The organism is Streptomyces sp. NPDC001848 (genome assembly GCF_042891915.1).
Classification (GTDB): Bacteria; Actinomycetota; Actinomycetes; order Streptomycetales; family Streptomycetaceae; genus Streptomyces.
On the sequence record NZ_JBIATP010000008.1, the window covers coordinates 183,586 to 199,013 of the forward strand.

General features: G+C 70.6%; 15 protein-coding genes and 4 pseudogenes. 8 read left to right on the plus strand and 11 right to left on the minus strand.

Annotation, left to right across the window (positions count from 1 at the left end; translation table 11 throughout):
- Positions 1-4 precede the first annotated feature (4 nt).
- The 3 genes from ACFYZJ_RS18400 to sbnA are packed head-to-tail and all read left to right on the plus strand — an operon-like array spanning position 5 to position 3,157.
- A complete protein-coding gene (locus ACFYZJ_RS18400) occupies positions 5-1,009 on the plus strand; it encodes a TauD/TfdA family dioxygenase (RefSeq protein ID WP_388568999.1) in 1,005 nt (334 codons plus the stop codon).
- A complete protein-coding gene (gene sbnB, locus ACFYZJ_RS18405; protein ID WP_388569001.1) occupies positions 1,006-2,076 on the plus strand; it encodes a 2,3-diaminopropionate biosynthesis protein SbnB in 1,071 nt (356 codons plus the stop codon). Before ACFYZJ_RS18400 ends, sbnB begins: the two co-directional genes overlap by 4 nt.
- 52 nt (positions 2,077-2,128) lie before the next feature.
- The gene (sbnA, locus tag ACFYZJ_RS18410; protein ID WP_388569003.1) at positions 2,129-3,157 is read left to right on the plus strand and encodes a 2,3-diaminopropionate biosynthesis protein SbnA; all 1,029 of its coding nucleotides are present in this window, start codon (positions 2,129-2,131) and stop codon (positions 3,155-3,157) included.
- Positions 3,158-3,211: 54 nt separating this feature from the next.
- Here the strand turns inward: sbnA and ACFYZJ_RS18415 are convergent, their stop codons facing one another.
- From ACFYZJ_RS18415 to ACFYZJ_RS18425, 3 genes and pseudogenes are all read right to left on the minus strand, one after another.
- Positions 3,212-3,388: a hypothetical protein gene (locus tag ACFYZJ_RS18415; protein ID WP_388569505.1), complete on the minus strand. Its 177-nt coding sequence runs from the start codon at positions 3,386-3,388 to the stop codon at positions 3,212-3,214.
- A gap of 73 nt (positions 3,389-3,461) precedes the next feature.
- Positions 3,462-3,923 (minus strand): annotated as a pseudogene (locus tag ACFYZJ_RS18420) (4'-phosphopantetheinyl transferase); the annotation flags it as partial.
- A gap of 257 nt (positions 3,924-4,180) precedes the next feature.
- A complete protein-coding gene (locus ACFYZJ_RS18425; protein WP_388569005.1) occupies positions 4,181-4,582 on the minus strand; it encodes a VOC family protein in 402 nt (133 codons plus the stop codon).
- 92 nt (positions 4,583-4,674) lie between these two features.
- On the opposite strand from ACFYZJ_RS18425, the gene ACFYZJ_RS18430 reads away from it, so the two are divergent.
- Positions 4,675-5,463 (plus strand): TetR/AcrR family transcriptional regulator, encoded by a 789-nt coding sequence (locus ACFYZJ_RS18430; protein WP_388569008.1) that lies wholly within the window; start codon positions 4,675-4,677, stop codon positions 5,461-5,463.
- Positions 5,464-5,574: 111 nt separating this feature from the next.
- Here ACFYZJ_RS18430 and tpg read toward each other — a convergent pair.
- From tpg to ACFYZJ_RS18465, 7 genes and pseudogenes are all read right to left on the minus strand, one after another.
- Positions 5,575-6,128: pseudogene (gene tpg, locus ACFYZJ_RS18435) on the minus strand (telomere-protecting terminal protein Tpg).
- A gap of 3 nt (positions 6,129-6,131) precedes the next feature.
- Complete coding sequence (locus tag ACFYZJ_RS18440) at positions 6,132-6,272, minus strand: hypothetical protein (protein ID WP_388569010.1); 141 nt, start codon at positions 6,270-6,272, stop codon at positions 6,132-6,134.
- Between the two features lie 335 nt (positions 6,273-6,607).
- The gene (locus ACFYZJ_RS18445) at positions 6,608-7,690 is read right to left on the minus strand and encodes a PP2C family protein-serine/threonine phosphatase (protein ID WP_388569460.1); all 1,083 of its coding nucleotides are present in this window, start codon (positions 7,688-7,690) and stop codon (positions 6,608-6,610) included.
- Positions 7,691-7,954: 264 nt separating this feature from the next.
- Positions 7,955-9,049 (minus strand): class I mannose-6-phosphate isomerase, encoded by a 1,095-nt coding sequence (locus ACFYZJ_RS18450; protein WP_388569012.1) that lies wholly within the window; start codon positions 9,047-9,049, stop codon positions 7,955-7,957.
- Between the two features lie 188 nt (positions 9,050-9,237).
- Complete coding sequence (locus tag ACFYZJ_RS18455; protein ID WP_388569014.1) at positions 9,238-10,113, minus strand: FUSC family protein; 876 nt, start codon at positions 10,111-10,113, stop codon at positions 9,238-9,240.
- Positions 10,065-10,340, minus strand: coding sequence for a hypothetical protein (locus ACFYZJ_RS18460; protein ID WP_388569016.1), 276 nt, complete (start codon positions 10,338-10,340; stop codon positions 10,065-10,067). The genes ACFYZJ_RS18455 and ACFYZJ_RS18460 overlap by 49 nt, the downstream gene beginning before the upstream one ends.
- A gap of 290 nt (positions 10,341-10,630) precedes the next feature.
- Complete coding sequence (locus ACFYZJ_RS18465) at positions 10,631-11,209, minus strand: TetR/AcrR family transcriptional regulator (RefSeq protein ID WP_388569019.1); 579 nt, start codon at positions 11,207-11,209, stop codon at positions 10,631-10,633.
- 88 nt (positions 11,210-11,297) lie between these two features.
- On the opposite strand from ACFYZJ_RS18465, the gene ACFYZJ_RS18470 reads away from it, so the two are divergent.
- Positions 11,298-12,179, plus strand: coding sequence for an SDR family oxidoreductase (locus ACFYZJ_RS18470; RefSeq protein ID WP_388569022.1), 882 nt, complete (start codon positions 11,298-11,300; stop codon positions 12,177-12,179).
- A 565-nt stretch (positions 12,180-12,744) separates the two neighbouring features.
- Complete coding sequence (locus tag ACFYZJ_RS18475) at positions 12,745-13,260, plus strand: DinB family protein (protein ID WP_388569024.1); 516 nt, start codon at positions 12,745-12,747, stop codon at positions 13,258-13,260.
- Between the two features lie 13 nt (positions 13,261-13,273).
- Here ACFYZJ_RS18475 and ACFYZJ_RS18480 read toward each other — a convergent pair.
- Positions 13,274-13,813 (minus strand): annotated as a pseudogene (locus ACFYZJ_RS18480) (IS5 family transposase); the annotation flags it as partial.
- Between ACFYZJ_RS18480 and ACFYZJ_RS18485 the strand changes: the two are divergent.
- Positions 13,803-14,241: pseudogene (locus ACFYZJ_RS18485) on the plus strand (GlxA family transcriptional regulator); the annotation flags it as partial. The pseudogenes ACFYZJ_RS18480 and ACFYZJ_RS18485 overlap by 11 nt on opposite strands.
- A 104-nt stretch (positions 14,242-14,345) precedes the next feature.
- Positions 14,346-15,344, plus strand: a complete 999-nt coding sequence (gene gap, locus ACFYZJ_RS18490; protein ID WP_388569027.1) for a type I glyceraldehyde-3-phosphate dehydrogenase — start codon at positions 14,346-14,348, stop codon at positions 15,342-15,344.
- Positions 15,345-15,428: the final 84 nt, after the last annotated feature.

Consider the following 15,428-nt stretch of genomic DNA (forward strand, 5'->3'; position numbering starts at 1 on the left):
CGAGATGTCGTCCTCGTTCACCACCCGCCCGGTCGATCCGGACCTCCGGCTCGGCCCCATAGCCGTACTGACCACCGGACCGGCCGGCGATCCGGCCCGCTGGGCGGCCGAACACCGGAGCCTGCTGCGGAACCTTGTCACCGAGCACGGTGCCGTCATGGTGCGTGGTCTGGGGCTGCACGACGTGTCCGGGGCAGCCTCCGTCTTCACCCGGGTGGCCACCGGCCTGATGGACGAGAAGGAGGCGTTCGCCGCGCGGCGCTCCTACGGAAGGGGCGTGTACTCGTCGTCGAAGTGGCCGCCCAACCAGCCGATGTGCATGCACCACGAGCTCAGTTACGCCCTCCGGTTCCCCGGCATGATGCAGTTCGCCTGTCTGCGCGCGCCCACCGGCGGCGGTGCGACCGCCCTGGCCGACTCGCCGACCGTCCTGGACGCCCTGCCCGACGACCTGGTCCGGCGGTTCGAGCACGAGGGCTGGCAACTCGTCAGGAACTACCACGACGACATCGGCGCTCCCTGGACCGAGGCCTTCGGAACCGACGACCGCACGGCCGTCGAGGACTACTGCCGCACCGCCGCGATCGAGTTCGCCTGGCAACCGGACGGCGGCCTGCGCACCAGGCAACGCCGCAGCGCCGTGATCCACCACCCGCTCACGGGGCGGCGCTGTTGGTTCAACCAGATCGCGTTCCTCAGCGAATGGACCCTGGATCCGGAGATCCGGGAGTACCTGGTGGATCTCCATGGCGCCGAGGGGCTGCCGTTCACCACCCGTTACGGCAACGGCGGTGCGGTGTCGCAGGACACCGTCGACCTCATCAACGAGGTCTACCGGGCTCACACCGTACGCGAACCATGGCAGCACGGCGATCTGCTCCTGGTCGACAACCTGCGGACCGCGCACAGCAGAGAACCCTACGAAGGACCCCGCGACGTCCTGGTCGCGCCGGCGGACGCAGTGCACCTGGCCGACTGCTCGCCCACCGTCGAGGTGATGACGTCATGACCACCACCTACTCCCCCGCCCCCCGGCTCACGCCGTCCGACACACTGAAGGTGCCTCCCTTCGCCGTCGTCTCCGGCGCGCAGGTGCGGCGTGTGCTGCAGGGACGCGAACAGCACATCGTGGAGCTGGTCCAGGCCGCCTACCGGCTGCACGCGGCAGGAGACTCGGTGAACCCGCCCTCCTCTTTCCTGCGTCTCCACGACCGTCCCGCCGCCCGCATCATCGCGCTGCCCGCCTCGCTCGGCGGCGAGACGAGGGTCGACGGGCTCAAGTGGATCTCCAGCTTTCCTCGGAACGTGACCGCCGGCATCCCTCGGGCATCGGCGGTGCTCATCCTCAACGACCATGACACCGGCTATCCGTTCGCATGTCTCGAAAGCTCGATCATCAGCGCGTCCCGAACGGCCGCGTCGGCCGCGCTGGCGGCCGACTGGCTCAGCCGGCACCGGGCGCGCCCCACCCACGTGGGCTTCGTCGGAACAGGTCTGATCGCGCGCTACATCCACACGTTCCTGGCCGGCACCGGCTGGTCGTTCGAGAACATCGGCGTGTTCGACGTGGATGCGGACAGTGCGGCAGCCTTCCGTTGCTGTCTGGAGCAGTCCGGGGCTGTCGGGCGCGTCACCGTGCACGACAGCGCCGAACAGGTCATCCGCCTCAGCGACCTGGTGGTCTTCGCCACGGTGGCCGCTCGTCCCCACATCCATGACCCGGCGTGGTTCGCGCACAGTCCGGTCGTGCTGCACATATCGCTGCGCGACCTGGCTCCCACGGTGCTGCTCGCGGCGACCAACATCGTCGACGACGTGGAGCACTGCCTGCGCGCCGGCACATCTCCGCACCTGACCGAACAGCTCACCGGGAACCGGCAGTTCCTCCACGGCACGCTGGATGACGTCATGGCCGGGCGGACCATCCCGCCGCCGGGCCGGGCCGTGGTCTTCTCGCCCTTCGGCCTGGGGGTACTCGATCTCGCGGTCGGCAAGTACGTCTACGACCAGGTCGCCGAGTCCGGAGAACTGCACCTCGTCGACGACTTCTTCCATGAGCTGAACCGCTACGGATGAGACGCCTACGGCGCCGTCGCGCACCGAGCCGCTGCAACCCACGGAGGCCATCGTGCCCGTCATATCCGACCCCTACAGCTTCAACGAGGAGGACCTCTACGTCGACCTGCAGGCGATCTGCGGGCAGCCGCTCTTCCTGAAATGCGAGGGCTTCAACTTCGCCGGTTCCATCAAGCTGAAGCCGGCCATCGAGATGGTCGAGGCCGCGGAACGGGCGGGGGGCATGACACCCGAGTCGGTCCTCGTCGAATCCTCCTCGGGCAACATGGGCGTGGCCCTGAGCGTGATCGCGGCCAGCAAGGGATACCGGTTCCTGTGTGTGACCGACTCGCGCTGCAACCTGTCGACCCGGTTGTTGATGGAGGCGCTCGGCGCCCAGGTCCACGTGGTCACCCAGCCCAGCCCGCACGGGGGCTTCCTCGGTGCTCGTATCGACTACGTCCGTAGGAAATGCGCGCAGAACGAGAGGTACGTGTGGCTGAGCCAGTACACCAACGCCAACAACTGGAAGGCGCATTATCACAGGACGGCCCCGGCGATCGCACGCTCCTTCCCTGGCCTCGACGTCCTGTTCGTCGGAGCGGGCACCACCGGAACACTGATGGGTTGTGCGCGCTGGTTCAGGCGCTGGCACCGACCCGTGCGGATCGTCGCGGTCGACACCGTCGGCTCGGTGACCTTCGGCGGGGCTCCCGGACGCCGGATGCTTCCCGGTCTGGGCATGAGCGTGCGTCCGCCGCTGCTGGACGCGTCCTACGTGGACGAGGTGATCGAAGTCCAGGAGGCCGACACCATCCGGGCTTGCCATCACCTGGCAAGGCACGGTTTTCTCTTCGGGGGTTCCACGGGCACCGTGGTCAGCGGGGCGGTCGACTGGCTGACCCGGTGCGACACGCAGGCCCTCACCGCGGTGGCGATCGCGCCGGACCTCGGCGAGCGCTATCTCGACACCGTCTACCAAGCCAACTGGATCCAGGACCTGTACGGCGAAGACGTCTTGACGGGCAATGCGCGGCCCCACGCCGATCGACGTGGATCCCGTCCCGCACCGTCGGCGCGGTCACCCGGCAGGCGGCCGTAGACGTCGGTGAGGATGCTGGTTGCAGATGGTTCGAGGGTCGTGCCGCCCGGGCTGTCACCGCTCCGGCACGGCCGGCAGCGTCCGGGACCGCACCACCGCAACGGCCGTCAGGACCAGGCCTGCCCCCACCACGAAGCGCCCGTCGAAACGCGCCGGCGCCGTCTTCTCGACGCGGGGCTCGAGCAGGCGCCCATGAAAGGTTGCGTCGCAAGGGTCCACGGTGACGAACACGTCGGTGAAATCCAGCCACTTGTGGGTCAGCGGGAAGGAACCACGCCTTGTAGATGCTCTCCTTGGCGCTGAACAGGACCCTGTCCCAGCAGACGGGGCCCGGAGGCAGGTCTCTGAGAGCCGCCGTCTCCGGCGGGGTGGTGATCGCTTCCAGGACACCGGCCGGCAGCCCCTCGTGAGGCTCGCCGTCAATGCCCACCGCCGCCAGGTCGCGTTCGAGCGCCACCGCCGCGGCGCAGTAGCCGCGACAGTGCGTGATGCTGCCGACCATGCCGTGCGGCCACATCGGTTCGCGACACGCCCCGATCAGCACTGCGGAGGCCGGCCGCCCCAGCGCTCGCATGGCGCGCCGGGCACAGGTCCTGCCGGCGGCGAACTGCCATCTCCTGTGCTCCGCCACCCGCCCCAGAGCCGCCGCCTCCTCGGGCAGGACGTCAACATCGCCCTCGTGCCCCAGGATCTGCTCGGCACGCGCCGCGGCCGGCAGGAGCGCGACGAGCGACACCGTCGGTCCCGGTACGAACGGCACGGGCATGGTGTCAAACCCCTCATCGTCACCGAACACCGGCGCTTGCCGGAGACGGAGCCCTGACAGCAGTTTCACCCACCGGCGCGTCCTGCGCACCTGCCCTCAAATCGCCACGGACGAGGCACGGCGGAGGGCGGTACCGGGCTCCTGATGCCGACCGGGCTGCGACAACCGGTGTTCCGGGTCCAGGACCACCTGGAAGCCGCAGTTCGACGCAGCACGCGTCGGGCCGTGGGGCGAGGACCGCGGCCGCGCCTCGTGCCCTACTCGGGTGTCCCGGTTCCACCGGTGGCGTTCCAGTCGACCAACTGGACGATCACACCGTTGGGGTCCCGCACCTGGAAGGCGCGCTCGCCCCACTCTTCTTCGGTCAGCGGCATGGTGACCGTGACGCCCTCGGCGCGCAGGCGCGCCAGCTCGCCCTCGAGGTCGTCGACGACGAAGGCGAGGATGAGTCCGGCGGCGTGCTCGTCGCGCTGGTCGGCCGGGAGTGTCCGGAGCCCCCGCCGCAGGAAGACGACGTTCATGCCGACGTCGTCGCGCGTCAGGGACGCGAATCCGTCGGCGGCCATCTCCTCATGGAACCCGAAGTGCGTGCGGAGGAAGGCGCTGGACGCCTGGACATCGGCGACGTTGAGTGACACGGCACTGGAAGTGACCTTCACGGAGGCTCCTCGGTCCTGGTTTCTCTGTCCTACTTTCTCTATACGCCGTACAATGTACTCGGTACAGAGTTGCGGTGCGAGAAGATTGGGCCGTGCTTACCGACCGAACCAGTGCGGGCGACCCGGCCCGCACCCTGCAACTGCTGTGGCGTGAGGCCGCCCCCGACCGGGGCCGTGGGCCACGGCGCGGGCTGAGCATCGACGCGGTGGTCGAGGCGGCCACCGCCATCGCCGACGCCGAAGGCCTGGACGCGGTGACCATGCGCCGCGTGGCCCGGGAACTCGGCGTGGTGCCGATGACGCTCTACACGTACGTGCCCGGCAAGGCCGAGCTCCTCGACCTCATGCTCGACGCCGCCTACGCCCGCATGCCCCGCACCGACACAGCCGGACAGCCCTGGCGCCAACGCGTCACCGCCGTCGCCGCCGAGAACAAGGCACTCTTCGAACGCCACCCCTGGGCCGCGGCAATCTCCACCTCCAGGCCCCCGCTGGGCCCCGGACTGATGCAGAAGTACGAGCACGAACTGTCGGCGTTCGCAGGCCTCGGTCTGAGCGACATCGACATGGACGACTGCCTCACCTACCTGCTCACCTTCGTACAGGCATGCGCCCGCGCCGCCGCCGACGCCCGGGCCGCCCAGCACGACAGTGCCATGAGCGACGAACAGTGGTGGCGGGTCAACGCCCCGCTCCTCGACCGGGTCCTCGACCCCGACGCCTACCCCACCGCCGTCCGCGTCGGCACCGCGGCGGGCACCGCACACGGCACCGCCTACGATCCCGACCACGCCTACGTCTTCGGCCTGCAACGCACCCTCGACGCCTTCGCCGCCCTCATCGGCCGAAGCAGCGACGCGAACGCGCCCACCTCGACGTGAAGGCGTCGGGTCCGCGGCGGAAGGCGACCGGCGCGCCGCGGTCGTGGCCGACCAGTGCGAACGGCTCGTGTCCGCGGGCGCGGGCCGGGGTGACGATGTTCCGGGGTGCGCCTACAGGTCGAACTCCACGTGCTCCACGTCGGTGAACTCCACCTCAAGGCCCTGGGCGCGGCGGCCGCGGTCACGGAAGTAGATCTCGCCCAGGCCCTCGGCTGCGATGTGGCGCAACTGCTGCTCGGTGGCCCCTTGTTCCTGGGCGTCAAAAAGACGGGCCGCGAACTCGGGGGGCAGCGCCACCGTCAGGTGACGCTGCCTCGGGTCGTCGGTGGTGCCCGGGGCGGCGGTGTAGCCGAAGCGGGCGCGGGTGTCGATGACGATGCCGGTGGTGCTGGCGGCCTGCTGCTTGGCCCGGGCGCGGATCTGCGGCTGCCGGCGTCTGCGGACCTCGCGCTCGAGCCGCTCCGCGAGCTCCGGGCGGGGCTTTCTGAGCGGTCCTTGACGTAGCGCTCGACGGTTCGCTGCGTGATGCCGAGCAGCTCGGCCACCGGCCTGGTGCCCTTCAACTGCTTGACGAGGTACCGCATCCGCGCGCCCGCGCTCTTGGGGACCGGGCGGGTGAACGCCTTCTGCAGGGCCTCTTCGAGGCCGTCCCCGACCGTGTCCATCGGTCAGCCCCTTTCCCACTCCCCGCTGTCGGCGGCGGTGATGTGACCGTCCTTGATGTGGCGGGCGGGGTTGAGGTCCTGGCCGTGCCTCTCGCGCACCTCTTCGGCCCACAAGGTCGTCCGGGTGTCCTCGTGCTTGACCATCCCCGGCAGGACGCCGAGCCGCAAGCTGCCGGCCGCTGCCCCCTTACCCTGGCGCAGGAAGCGTACGGATTCCGTACGACCGGCGTGCACTTGGCGTACGAAGAGCTTGGAGGGGCCGGCGTCGGCTGTGAAGCGGCCGAGTTCGGCAGTGAGGTCGGCGACGAACTCAGCGGCGTGGTCAGGGTCCTGCTGCCGTGGCTTGTCCGAGCCGGGCGGAACGCGGCCGGTCGCACCGAGCGGAAGTCCGGCCCAAGCCGGGGGACCGCACGGCGGCGGGTCCGCCCCGGCGCCTCGCCGTCGGCGGCTGCGCGAACGGCATGCCGCGTCGACGGTGGTCAGTCCCGATCGTCCATGGGGGCGGCTTGCCCTCCCTGTTCGCCTCCTTCCGGGAGCCGTTCGACGAGGAGCATCGCCGCATCGTCCGTCAGACGGCCCCCGGTGTGGCGGATCAATCCGTGGTGCAGCTGTTCGAGGAACTCCGACGGAGTGCACTGATGCGCCGCTTCCATCGCGTGGTGCAGGGGGAAGAAGTCGCCGTCGGGGCTGCGCGCTTCGATCACGCCGTCGGTGTGCAGCAGCAGACGGTCGCCGGGCTCGAACGGATAGCTCTCCGCCTCGACGGAAGTGCCGGTGACGAGATCCTCCAGGCCCAGCGGCGGCAGTGGCGAGGTGGGCGTCAGGGCCTCGACCTTGCCCTTGCGCAGTACCAGCGGCGGCGGATGCCCGCGATTGACCACCTGGACCGTGGACCTGTCGGACACCTGCGCCACGACCGCGGTGACGAAGTCCTCGGCCCGTTCCTCCTCATGGCCGTGATCGAACGCGTTTCTCCCGGCGCACTGCCGTTCGAGTGCGGCCGCGCAGTGGTTCGTCACCTCCACCAGTTCGGCGTCATAGTGCGCGGCCTCCCGGAAGGCACCCAGGACCGCGGCGGCCAGGCGCACGGCAGGCAGGCCCTTGCCACGGACGTCCCCCACGATCATCCGGACCCCGTACCGGGTGTGCACGGCCTCGTACAGATCGCCGCCGATCTGGGCCCCCGTCTCCGCCGCCCGGTACATGCTGGCCATCTGCACCGGGCCCAGCCGGGCGGGCACGGGCGGCAGCACCACTCGTTGGGCCGCCATGGCGACGCGGCGAACCTGGTCGAGCTCGCTCTGCCTGCGCATGCGCATGGTGTTGCTCATGACGATGCTGGCCACCGACACCACAAGAAGTGACAGGAGGTTGCTGTACGCCTGGCCGCCCCAGCTCTGGTGGAGGATCGCGGTGATCACGGTGACGGCAAGAGATCCGGCCGCTGCCGCAAGGGTGCCCTTCGGCCCCATCGTGAGCGACGCCAAGGCAGGCATCGCCGCGAGGATGGGACCGGTGACCACAGCGTGTGCGGGCGAGAGCTCGATGCCCAGCGCCAACATGATGATCACGAACGGCACACACTGCGCGAGTCTGAAAAGGACCCCGCTGTGACCGTCCGCCCCTGATGGATCAGGTGAGCCGAGCAGCAGCGACCGCATGGCTACAGCCTGCCTCGCTGAAGGCCCGCGCTCCACTCAGGGCAAGACACCCTCCAGTTCGACAACCGGTCGCATGTCTGACGCTGTCCTCGGACTTCCAGGACGTGGCCCGGTCATCAGGAACAGTGGCTTCGCGAAGGACGGCTGCCGGAGGCCTTCGCCGACCTACCGGATGCGATTCCCGGGTGGGGAGAGCCCTTCGCCCAGTGCGGCGATCGCTGCCGGCCCGTGGCCGGCGGCGAGCAGCGGGGTGCGCACGTCGAGGTCGAGGTCGGGGAGGTAGCCGAGCAGGACGTCGGCCGGTCCCTCCATCCGCAGACGGCCGAGTGCGGCGGGCAGCAACAGGCTCTCGGCCCGGGCCGGTGGCTCCCGTCCGCCGGGGGTGGCCACGGTGACGGGCGGCCCCGCGTTGCTGAGGACCAGCGCGGTGTGGAACTCGCGCAGCAGGGGCGCGGCGGTACCGACCCGCCACCGCTCCAGGGCGAAGTGGGGGCCGGCGCACAGCACGGTGCGCTCGACGCCGTCGTCGACCCGCACGCTCAGGCCGGACCGGAAGTCGGGGCGCGGCTCGGGCCGCCACTCGTCCAGGAGCCGTTCCAGGTTGGTGTGCCACTCCTGGTCCGTGATCGGCGAGCCGTCCTCCATCCGGTGGCGCATGGCGTGCTGCTGGATGTCGGAGGTCTGCTCGATCTCGTAGACGAGGGTGCCCGGGCCGAAGCTGTGCAGGGTCCCGCCGGGGACGTACAGGGTCTGCCCGGCGCGTACCGGCAGGCGGCGCAGGACCGCGTCGAAGTCCTGTGCCAGCAGGGCCCGGTGGAGCCGGTCGCGGTCGACGCCGGGTTTGACGCCGGCCAGGGCGGTGGCGCCGGGGGCGGCTTCCAGGATGTGCCAGGCCTCGGTCTTGCCGTTGGGGCGGCCCTCGAGGCGGCGGGCGGCTTCGTCGTCGGCGTGCAGGTGGACCGGGAGCGGCCCGGTGGCGTCGATGAACTTCGTCAGCGCGGGGAAGCGCTCGCCGCGCCAGCCGCGTCCGACCAGTTCCTCCGGACACACCTCGACCGGTTGTCGCAGGGTGCGCCCGGCCAGTGGCCCCTCCGTCACCACCGCGCCGTCCCCGTCGACGTCGCTGACCTCCCAGGTCTCGGCGACCAGACCGTCGGGCAGGCCCGCGCGGCCCCACCGGTCGGCCAGGACACGGCCGCCGAAGACGTGCTGTTTCACCGGGGCGGTCAGCCGCAGCGGGTACCAGTCCACGAGGTACATTCTCTCGCTGCCCTGTGGGGGGATGAGGCAGGAGCGGGGCGACGCCGCCTCCGGGCTCCGGGCTCCGGGCTCCGGGCTCCGGGCTCCGGGGGACGGCTACCCGGGAGCATTCGGGAGAAACAGCTCACATCATCCGGGCGCTCGGTGGTCGGTTGTTCCGTATGCCGGTCAGTTGTTCCGTATGCCGGTCAGTCGCGGCTCGGTCGACTGCCCGGTCGCCGGACCCGGGCGTGCAGGATGAGGGCGAGCACTCCACCGAGGGTGGTGTCGACCGCGCAGTAGAGGGCGGAGTCGCCCGGGGGTGCGGCCACGACTTGCAGGAACAGCAGGACGTATCCGGCGATGCATGCGCAGAACAGCCCGTAGTTCACCGGCTGCACCGTGAACGCGCCCCACAGCAGGACCGTCACCGCCGCCACCAGGGCGGCTCCCCGCAGCGGGACCGCATCGGCCACGATTCCCACGGCGAGCACCCCGATCAGGGTGCCGGCCCAGCGGTCCACACCTCGGCTTGCGGTGGTGACCCAGACGGGTCTGAGGACGTTCAGCAGCGTCAGGGTGATCCAGTAGCCCCGCTGGCCCGGCAGCAGCCGTTCGGCGGCCGTCTGCGCGAGGGCCAGCCCCAGGGCGAGCCGGAAGGCGTGCCAGCGGGCCAGCGGATCCGGCTGCGTGAGCGCCCGGCCTGTCGACCGCAGCACGGCCCGGATCGGTGGGCGGTCCCGGCCCGGGTCGGTACGCGGACACGGTGCGGGCGGCCACGCCCGCAGTGCGGCCCGGAGAGTGGCTCTGCGCAGCACCGTCCCCAGCATGATCTGGGTGAGGCCGCCGGTCACGATGCCCGCGGCCAGCAGCGCCGCGGTGCCGACCGGCTGCGGGGACCGGCCCAGCGCGACGAATCCCACCATGGCCTGCACCCCCATGGCGGAAGCCGCCTGACCGGGACGGGCTAGCAGCCCTGCGACCGCTCCGAGGAGGGCGAGCACGGCAATCGAGACGGCAGGCGTGCGCGCCGTGATCATGCCCAGGAAAGCCGCTGTGGCCAGCGCGGCCAGCGACACGCACATGGCCGCGCGGGGACGGGAGAGCCCGGGGTGGTGCCCACCGCCCCGGCGTTGACCGCGCCCGCGGCGACGATCATGCCCGGCCGCGGCCCCCACAGGGCCGTCGCGGCGGCGAGCACCGCACCGGCCCCGAGGGCGTAGCGCAACCCGGCCCACGGCAGGGCCTTCGACCAGTCCATGTCCCTGGCCCGTCCGAGTACCTCGGCGAGCCGCCATCGGCTTTCCCGCACCGCGGCCGTTCTCCGGCTCAGAAGTCCGCTTCCCTGCCAGGAGTGGCCATCCTCTCCGAATGTATGCAGTGCCGCCACCGACGCACTCGGCCGTCGCCCGTGCCCGCGCCTCGAGCTGCCCGGGCTCTGTCGCAGCCGGGGCACCGGCGTAGACAGCGATCTGATCGGCTCGACGCTCCCGCACCTCCTGGGACGTCAGCCCGGGGGTACAGCGTGGGCACCCCACCGCCGGAGCCGTCCAGGTCCACGGCTCTGGCCGCAGTTCCGTGAACGGCGCGTGAGGTTGCCGGTCAGCCCAGCGAGGCGCTCGCTGCACGCAATTCGTTCAGGGCCGTCAGGATGTACCCGGCGAGGTCGTCCTTGCCGTCACGGTCGCCCTCGGACCATTGGGCGTATCCCCGTTTGAAGGCGAGGACGCCCAGCTCGCCCGCCAGAGCCGCGGTCGGATCGGGTATGCCGCGGGCGACCAGAGCGGTCGTCATCGCGGCCGCGAGGCTGACGCTCTTGAGGGCGTCACGCTCTTGGAGTTCGTCGCTGGCGGCGACGGCCGCCTTCAGGCGAGGCGCGAGCTCGCGGCTCATGGGGCCCATCGCACTCGACGCGCGCTCCAGACCGGCGGCGACCGCCTCAAGCGGGCTGGCGTCAGCGGGCGCGTCGGCGATCCCCTCGGTCAGCAGTCGGCTCAGCGTCTCCTGTCCGGCCACCAGCAGCTCGCGCTTGTCGGGGAAGTGCCGGAAGAAGGTGCTCTTGGTGACTCCTGCGCGCTCGGCGATCTGCGCGACCGTCGTGGCGTCGTACCCCTGCTCGGTGAACAGGTCGACGGCAGCCACGACGAGGCGTTCGCGTGCGCCTGGTTCCCATCTACCCATGGTCACCATCCTAGGTGATGGGACTCTTGTCCCATCACTGCAGTAGAGTGATGGGACAAGAGTCCCATCACTCGTGGGGGAGTTTTCCATGCGCGTTTTTGTCACCGGCGGCACCGGTCTGATCGGTTCCGCTGTCGTCGCCGAACTGCTCGACAACGGCCACACCGTCCTCGCACTCGCTCGCTCCGACGCATCCGCGCAGGCCGTAGAGGCGGCCGGTGCCGAGCCCCTCCGGGGAGCCCTCGCCGACCTGGACACCCTTCGCGCCGGCGCCGCCCGGGCCGACGGGGTGATCCACCTCGCGTTCGACCACGACTTCAGCAGCCCCGACACCATGGCGAAGTCGGTCGCGGAGGAGGGTGCCGCCCTCGCGGTCCTCGGCGAGGAACTCGTCGGCAGCGACCGCCCCCTCGTCACCTGCTCGGGCACGCCCTACGTACCCGGCCGCGCCTCCACCGAGGCCGACCCGCTGATGACCGAGGGGCCGCTCGGCGGTCGCGGTCGTGCGGTCACGTCGGTCCTGGGCCTGTCCTCGCGCGGGGTCCGCAGCAGCGCCGTACGCCTGCCGCGCACGGTTCACAACCAGGGCTCCGGCGGATTCGCTGGCCTGTTGACCGACATCGCACGCCGGACCGGGGTGTCCGGTTACCCGGGTGACGGCGCACAGCGTTGGCCGGCCGTGCACGCGCTCGACGCGGCAGTCCTCTTCCGGCTCGCCCTGGAACAGGCGGAAGCGGGTACCTCCTGGCACGCCGTGGCCGACGAGGGGGACAAGGTTCGCGATATCGCCACGGTCATCGGCCGACGGCTGGGCCTGCCGGTCGAGTCGGTATCGGCGGAGACCTTCGGCCCCCTCGGCCAGATCTTCGCAAGCGACCAGCCCTCGTCCAGCGCGTACACCCGGCGGGCGCTCGGCTGGGAGCCCAAGCATCCCAGCCTGCTGGAGGACCTGGAGAACATCCAGCCCTGACCGGCGACCGGGACGTTCGGGCGGGCCCCCTGCCGGAACGATCCGCCGTTCCCCTCGCTGACCCGGGGATTCACGGAACTGAACTGCGGCCAGAGCCCCGAAACCGCCTACAAGCGCTCTCCGGTCTCACCTACGCAGCCACGGCGGGAGTTCGCGGGCCGGCTGATAGACGGCCGGGTGCTGCCCTGCACCTCTTCAGCTATTTGCTCAGCACGGGCCGTCCCTGGGCGGTGAAGGGATGCGCCGGAAGCCTGGATCGTGCCCATCCGAGAGAGGGGCGGACACTGACCGAGATGCGAGGAGAGTCCGCGCATGGCACCGAGCGAGGACGAGGACCGCCGCCGGGCGGAGAAGGCCCGGCCGGTCGGTTCGGCCGGAACGGGCCGTGGCTGTCGCCTTCGAATGCACGACGTGACCGCGTGGCTGAGAAGCTGAGCAGCTTCAGTAGGGTCTGTCCGGCGGATCTTGCCGGGCTCTCCCTGAGCACAGCCGGTGCTGTGGCACTTGACGGTGCTTCCGATCAATTGAGTCGACACCCGTTCCGAGCTGCGGGAAACTCCCCGCGATGACTCAACGAACCGACACGCCTCCCACGTGGGACGAGCGTACGCAGCTGGCCACCTTCCTGGACTACGCCCGTGATACCGCGCGAGCCAAGTGTGAGGGCGTATCCGCCGAAGATGCTCGCAAGGCCCCACTCCCGAGTTCACCGCTGATGACGTTGTGCGGGCTGATCAATCATCTGCGGTGGGTCGAGTACTACTGGTTCCAAGTGATGTTCCTGGGCGAGGAGCTTGCGGGGCCGCTCACCGAGGCGACCGACGATGATCCCGATCCTGAGATGCGGACAGCAGTCGACATCCCGTTGCCCCAGCTTCTCGCCGAGTACGAGGAGCAGAGTGCCCGCTACCGTCGCCTGGTGTCCGACCACGAGCTGAACTCAACGGCCAAGCGTCCCATCAGCGACGGCCGCCACGTCGACCTGCGCTGGGTGATCCTCCACCTCATTGAGGAGACGTCCCGCCACAACGGCCACCTCGACGTCGTGCGTGAGCTCGTCGACGGGCGGACCGGCGCCTGAGATCTCGTGCGAGTCACGAGCGGAGCCAGAGCCGGATCGAGGCGAGGGTGACGGTGCCGTGGAACACATAGGCGCGTTTGTCGAACCTGGTGGCAACGGCGCGGGAGTTCTTGAGTGCCAAGATGGTCCGTTCGACTTCGTTCCTGCGCTTGTAGATCGTCTTGTCGAAGCCGGCGGGCCGTCCGCCCTTGCTGCCGCGGCGTTTGCGGTTGGCTCGCTGGTTCTTCGGCTCGGGGATGGTGTGCTTGATCTGCCGTCTGCGCAGGTAACGGCGGTTGCGGCGGGAGGAATACGCCTTGTCACCGCCGAGGTGGTCCGGGCGGGTGCGGGGGCGTCCGCCGCCGAGGCGGCCGACACGGATGCGTTCCATGACGGGGATGAACTGCGGGGCATCGCCCCACTGGCCTGGAGTGATCAGCAGGGCCAGGGGACGGAGCCCGCCTTCCCCAGCCAGATGGATCTTGGAGGTGAGGCCGCCCCGGGAGCGTCCGAGCCCTTCGTCGGGACGGTGTTGCCGGGGCGCGCGCCTTTTCCCGATCTGCGGGGACCTCGGGGTGGCCGCGTCGAACCACGCGGCGCGACGTCTGGTCGCGGCCCCCTACCGCAGCGGCGGTCAGGCGCAGTACGTACCGCGCAGCGTGCCCGAGCCGCTCGGCGAGCGGTTCGCCGCCACGCGGGAGTGGGCGCTGCACCGGCTCGGCGAACCCCTCACCCTCGAGGTGCTCGCCCGGCATGCGGCGGTGTCGGCCCCGCACGTTCTCGCGGCGCTTCGTCGAGGACACCGGGTACACGCCGATGCAGTGGGTCATGCGCGCCCGCATCGACGCGGCCCGCGAACTGCTCGAGCGTTCGGAGCGGAGCATCGAGCAGATCGCCGCCGACGTCGGTCTCGGCACCGGTGCCAATCTGCGGCTGCACTTCCAGCGGGTCCTCGGCACCACACCCAGCGAGTACCGGCGCACCTTCGCCCGGGGCGAGTAGCCCGGCTGCCACTTGGCGCGATCCTTGCGGACCCTGGCGATCACGCCGCTGTCCCGGGCGGATGCCGCACGGGACCCTGGTGGCGAACCGAAGGGACACCACTCGTGACTCGCATCGCCATCAACGGATTCGGCCGCATCGGACGCAACGTGCTGCGCGCACTGCTCGAACGGGACAGCGGTCTGGAGGTCGTCGCCGTCAACGACCTCACCGAGCCCACCACGCTCGCACGGCTGCTCGCCTACGACACGACGGCCGGTCGACTGGGTCGCCCGGTGACCGTCGACGGGGACGCCCTCGTCGTGGACGGCCGCCGCATCACGGTGCTCGCCGAGCGGGAACCTGCGCAGCTGCCGTGGGCCGAGCTCGGCGTCGACATCGTGCTCGAGGCCACCGGCCGTTTCACATCGGCGAAGGCCGCCCGCGCCCACCTGGACGCGGGCGCGAAGAAGGTGCTCGTCAGCGCGCCGTCGGACGGCGCCGATGTCACTCTCGCGTTCGGGGTCAACACCGACGCGTACGACCCGGCCGTGCACACGATCGTCTCGAACGCCTCGTGCACGACCAACGCGCTCGCACCGCTGGCCGCGGTGCTCGACGAACTCGCCGGCATCGAGCACGGCTTCATGACGACGGTGCACGCCTACACGCAGGAGCAGAACCTGCAGGACGGTCCGCATCGCGACGCCCGCCGCGCCCGCGCCGCCGCCGTCAACATCGTGCCGACCACGACGGGCGCCGCGAAGGCGATCGGCCTCGTGCTGCCGAACCTCGACGGGAAGCTGTCCGGCGACTCGATCCGCGTGCCGGTTCCCGTGGGCTCGATCGTCGAACTCAACACGACCGTCGCCCGCGACGTGACCCGCGACGACGTGCTCGCGGCGTACCGCGCGGCGGCCGAGGGGCCGCTCGCCGGCATCCTCGAGTACTCGGACGACCCGCTGGTGTCGTCCGACATCACGGGCAACCCGGCCTCGTCGATCTTCGACTCGGCGCTCACCCGCGTCGACGGCCGCCATGTCAAGGTGGTCGCCTGGTACGACAACGAGTGGGGCTTCTCGAACCGTGTGATCGACACACTCGAGCTCCTCGCCACCCGCTGACCGGAGCGCCGGCGCCCCCGCGGTGGCCGCCGCACTCGGGACTCGCGTACGGGGCGACGGCGTGACCGCGGGTCAGGGCCGCCG

Coding starts and splice junctions, on each gene's coding strand:
- ACFYZJ_RS18465 (WP_388569019.1), bottom strand. CDS start 11,209: ATGGGTAGATGGGAACCAGGCGCACGCGAACGCCTCGTCGTGGCTGCC.
- ACFYZJ_RS18400 (WP_388568999.1), top strand. CDS start 5: ATGTCGTCCTCGTTCACCACCCGCCCGGTCGATCCGGACCTCCGGCTC.
- ACFYZJ_RS18475 (WP_388569024.1), top strand. CDS start 12,745: ATGACTCAACGAACCGACACGCCTCCCACGTGGGACGAGCGTACGCAG.
- sbnB (WP_388569001.1), top strand. CDS start 1,006: ATGACCACCACCTACTCCCCCGCCCCCCGGCTCACGCCGTCCGACACA.
- ACFYZJ_RS18445 (WP_388569460.1), bottom strand. CDS start 7,690: ATGTTGGCGCTGGGCATCGAGCTCTCGCCCGCACACGCTGTGGTCACC.
- ACFYZJ_RS18440 (WP_388569010.1), bottom strand. CDS start 6,272: ATGGTCAAGCACGAGGACACCCGGACGACCTTGTGGGCCGAAGAGGTG.
- ACFYZJ_RS18450 (WP_388569012.1), bottom strand. CDS start 9,049: ATGTACCTCGTGGACTGGTACCCGCTGCGGCTGACCGCCCCGGTGAAA.
- ACFYZJ_RS18455 (WP_388569014.1), bottom strand. CDS start 10,113: ATGTGCGTGTCGCTGGCCGCGCTGGCCACAGCGGCTTTCCTGGGCATG.
- ACFYZJ_RS18470 (WP_388569022.1), top strand. CDS start 11,298: ATGCGCGTTTTTGTCACCGGCGGCACCGGTCTGATCGGTTCCGCTGTC.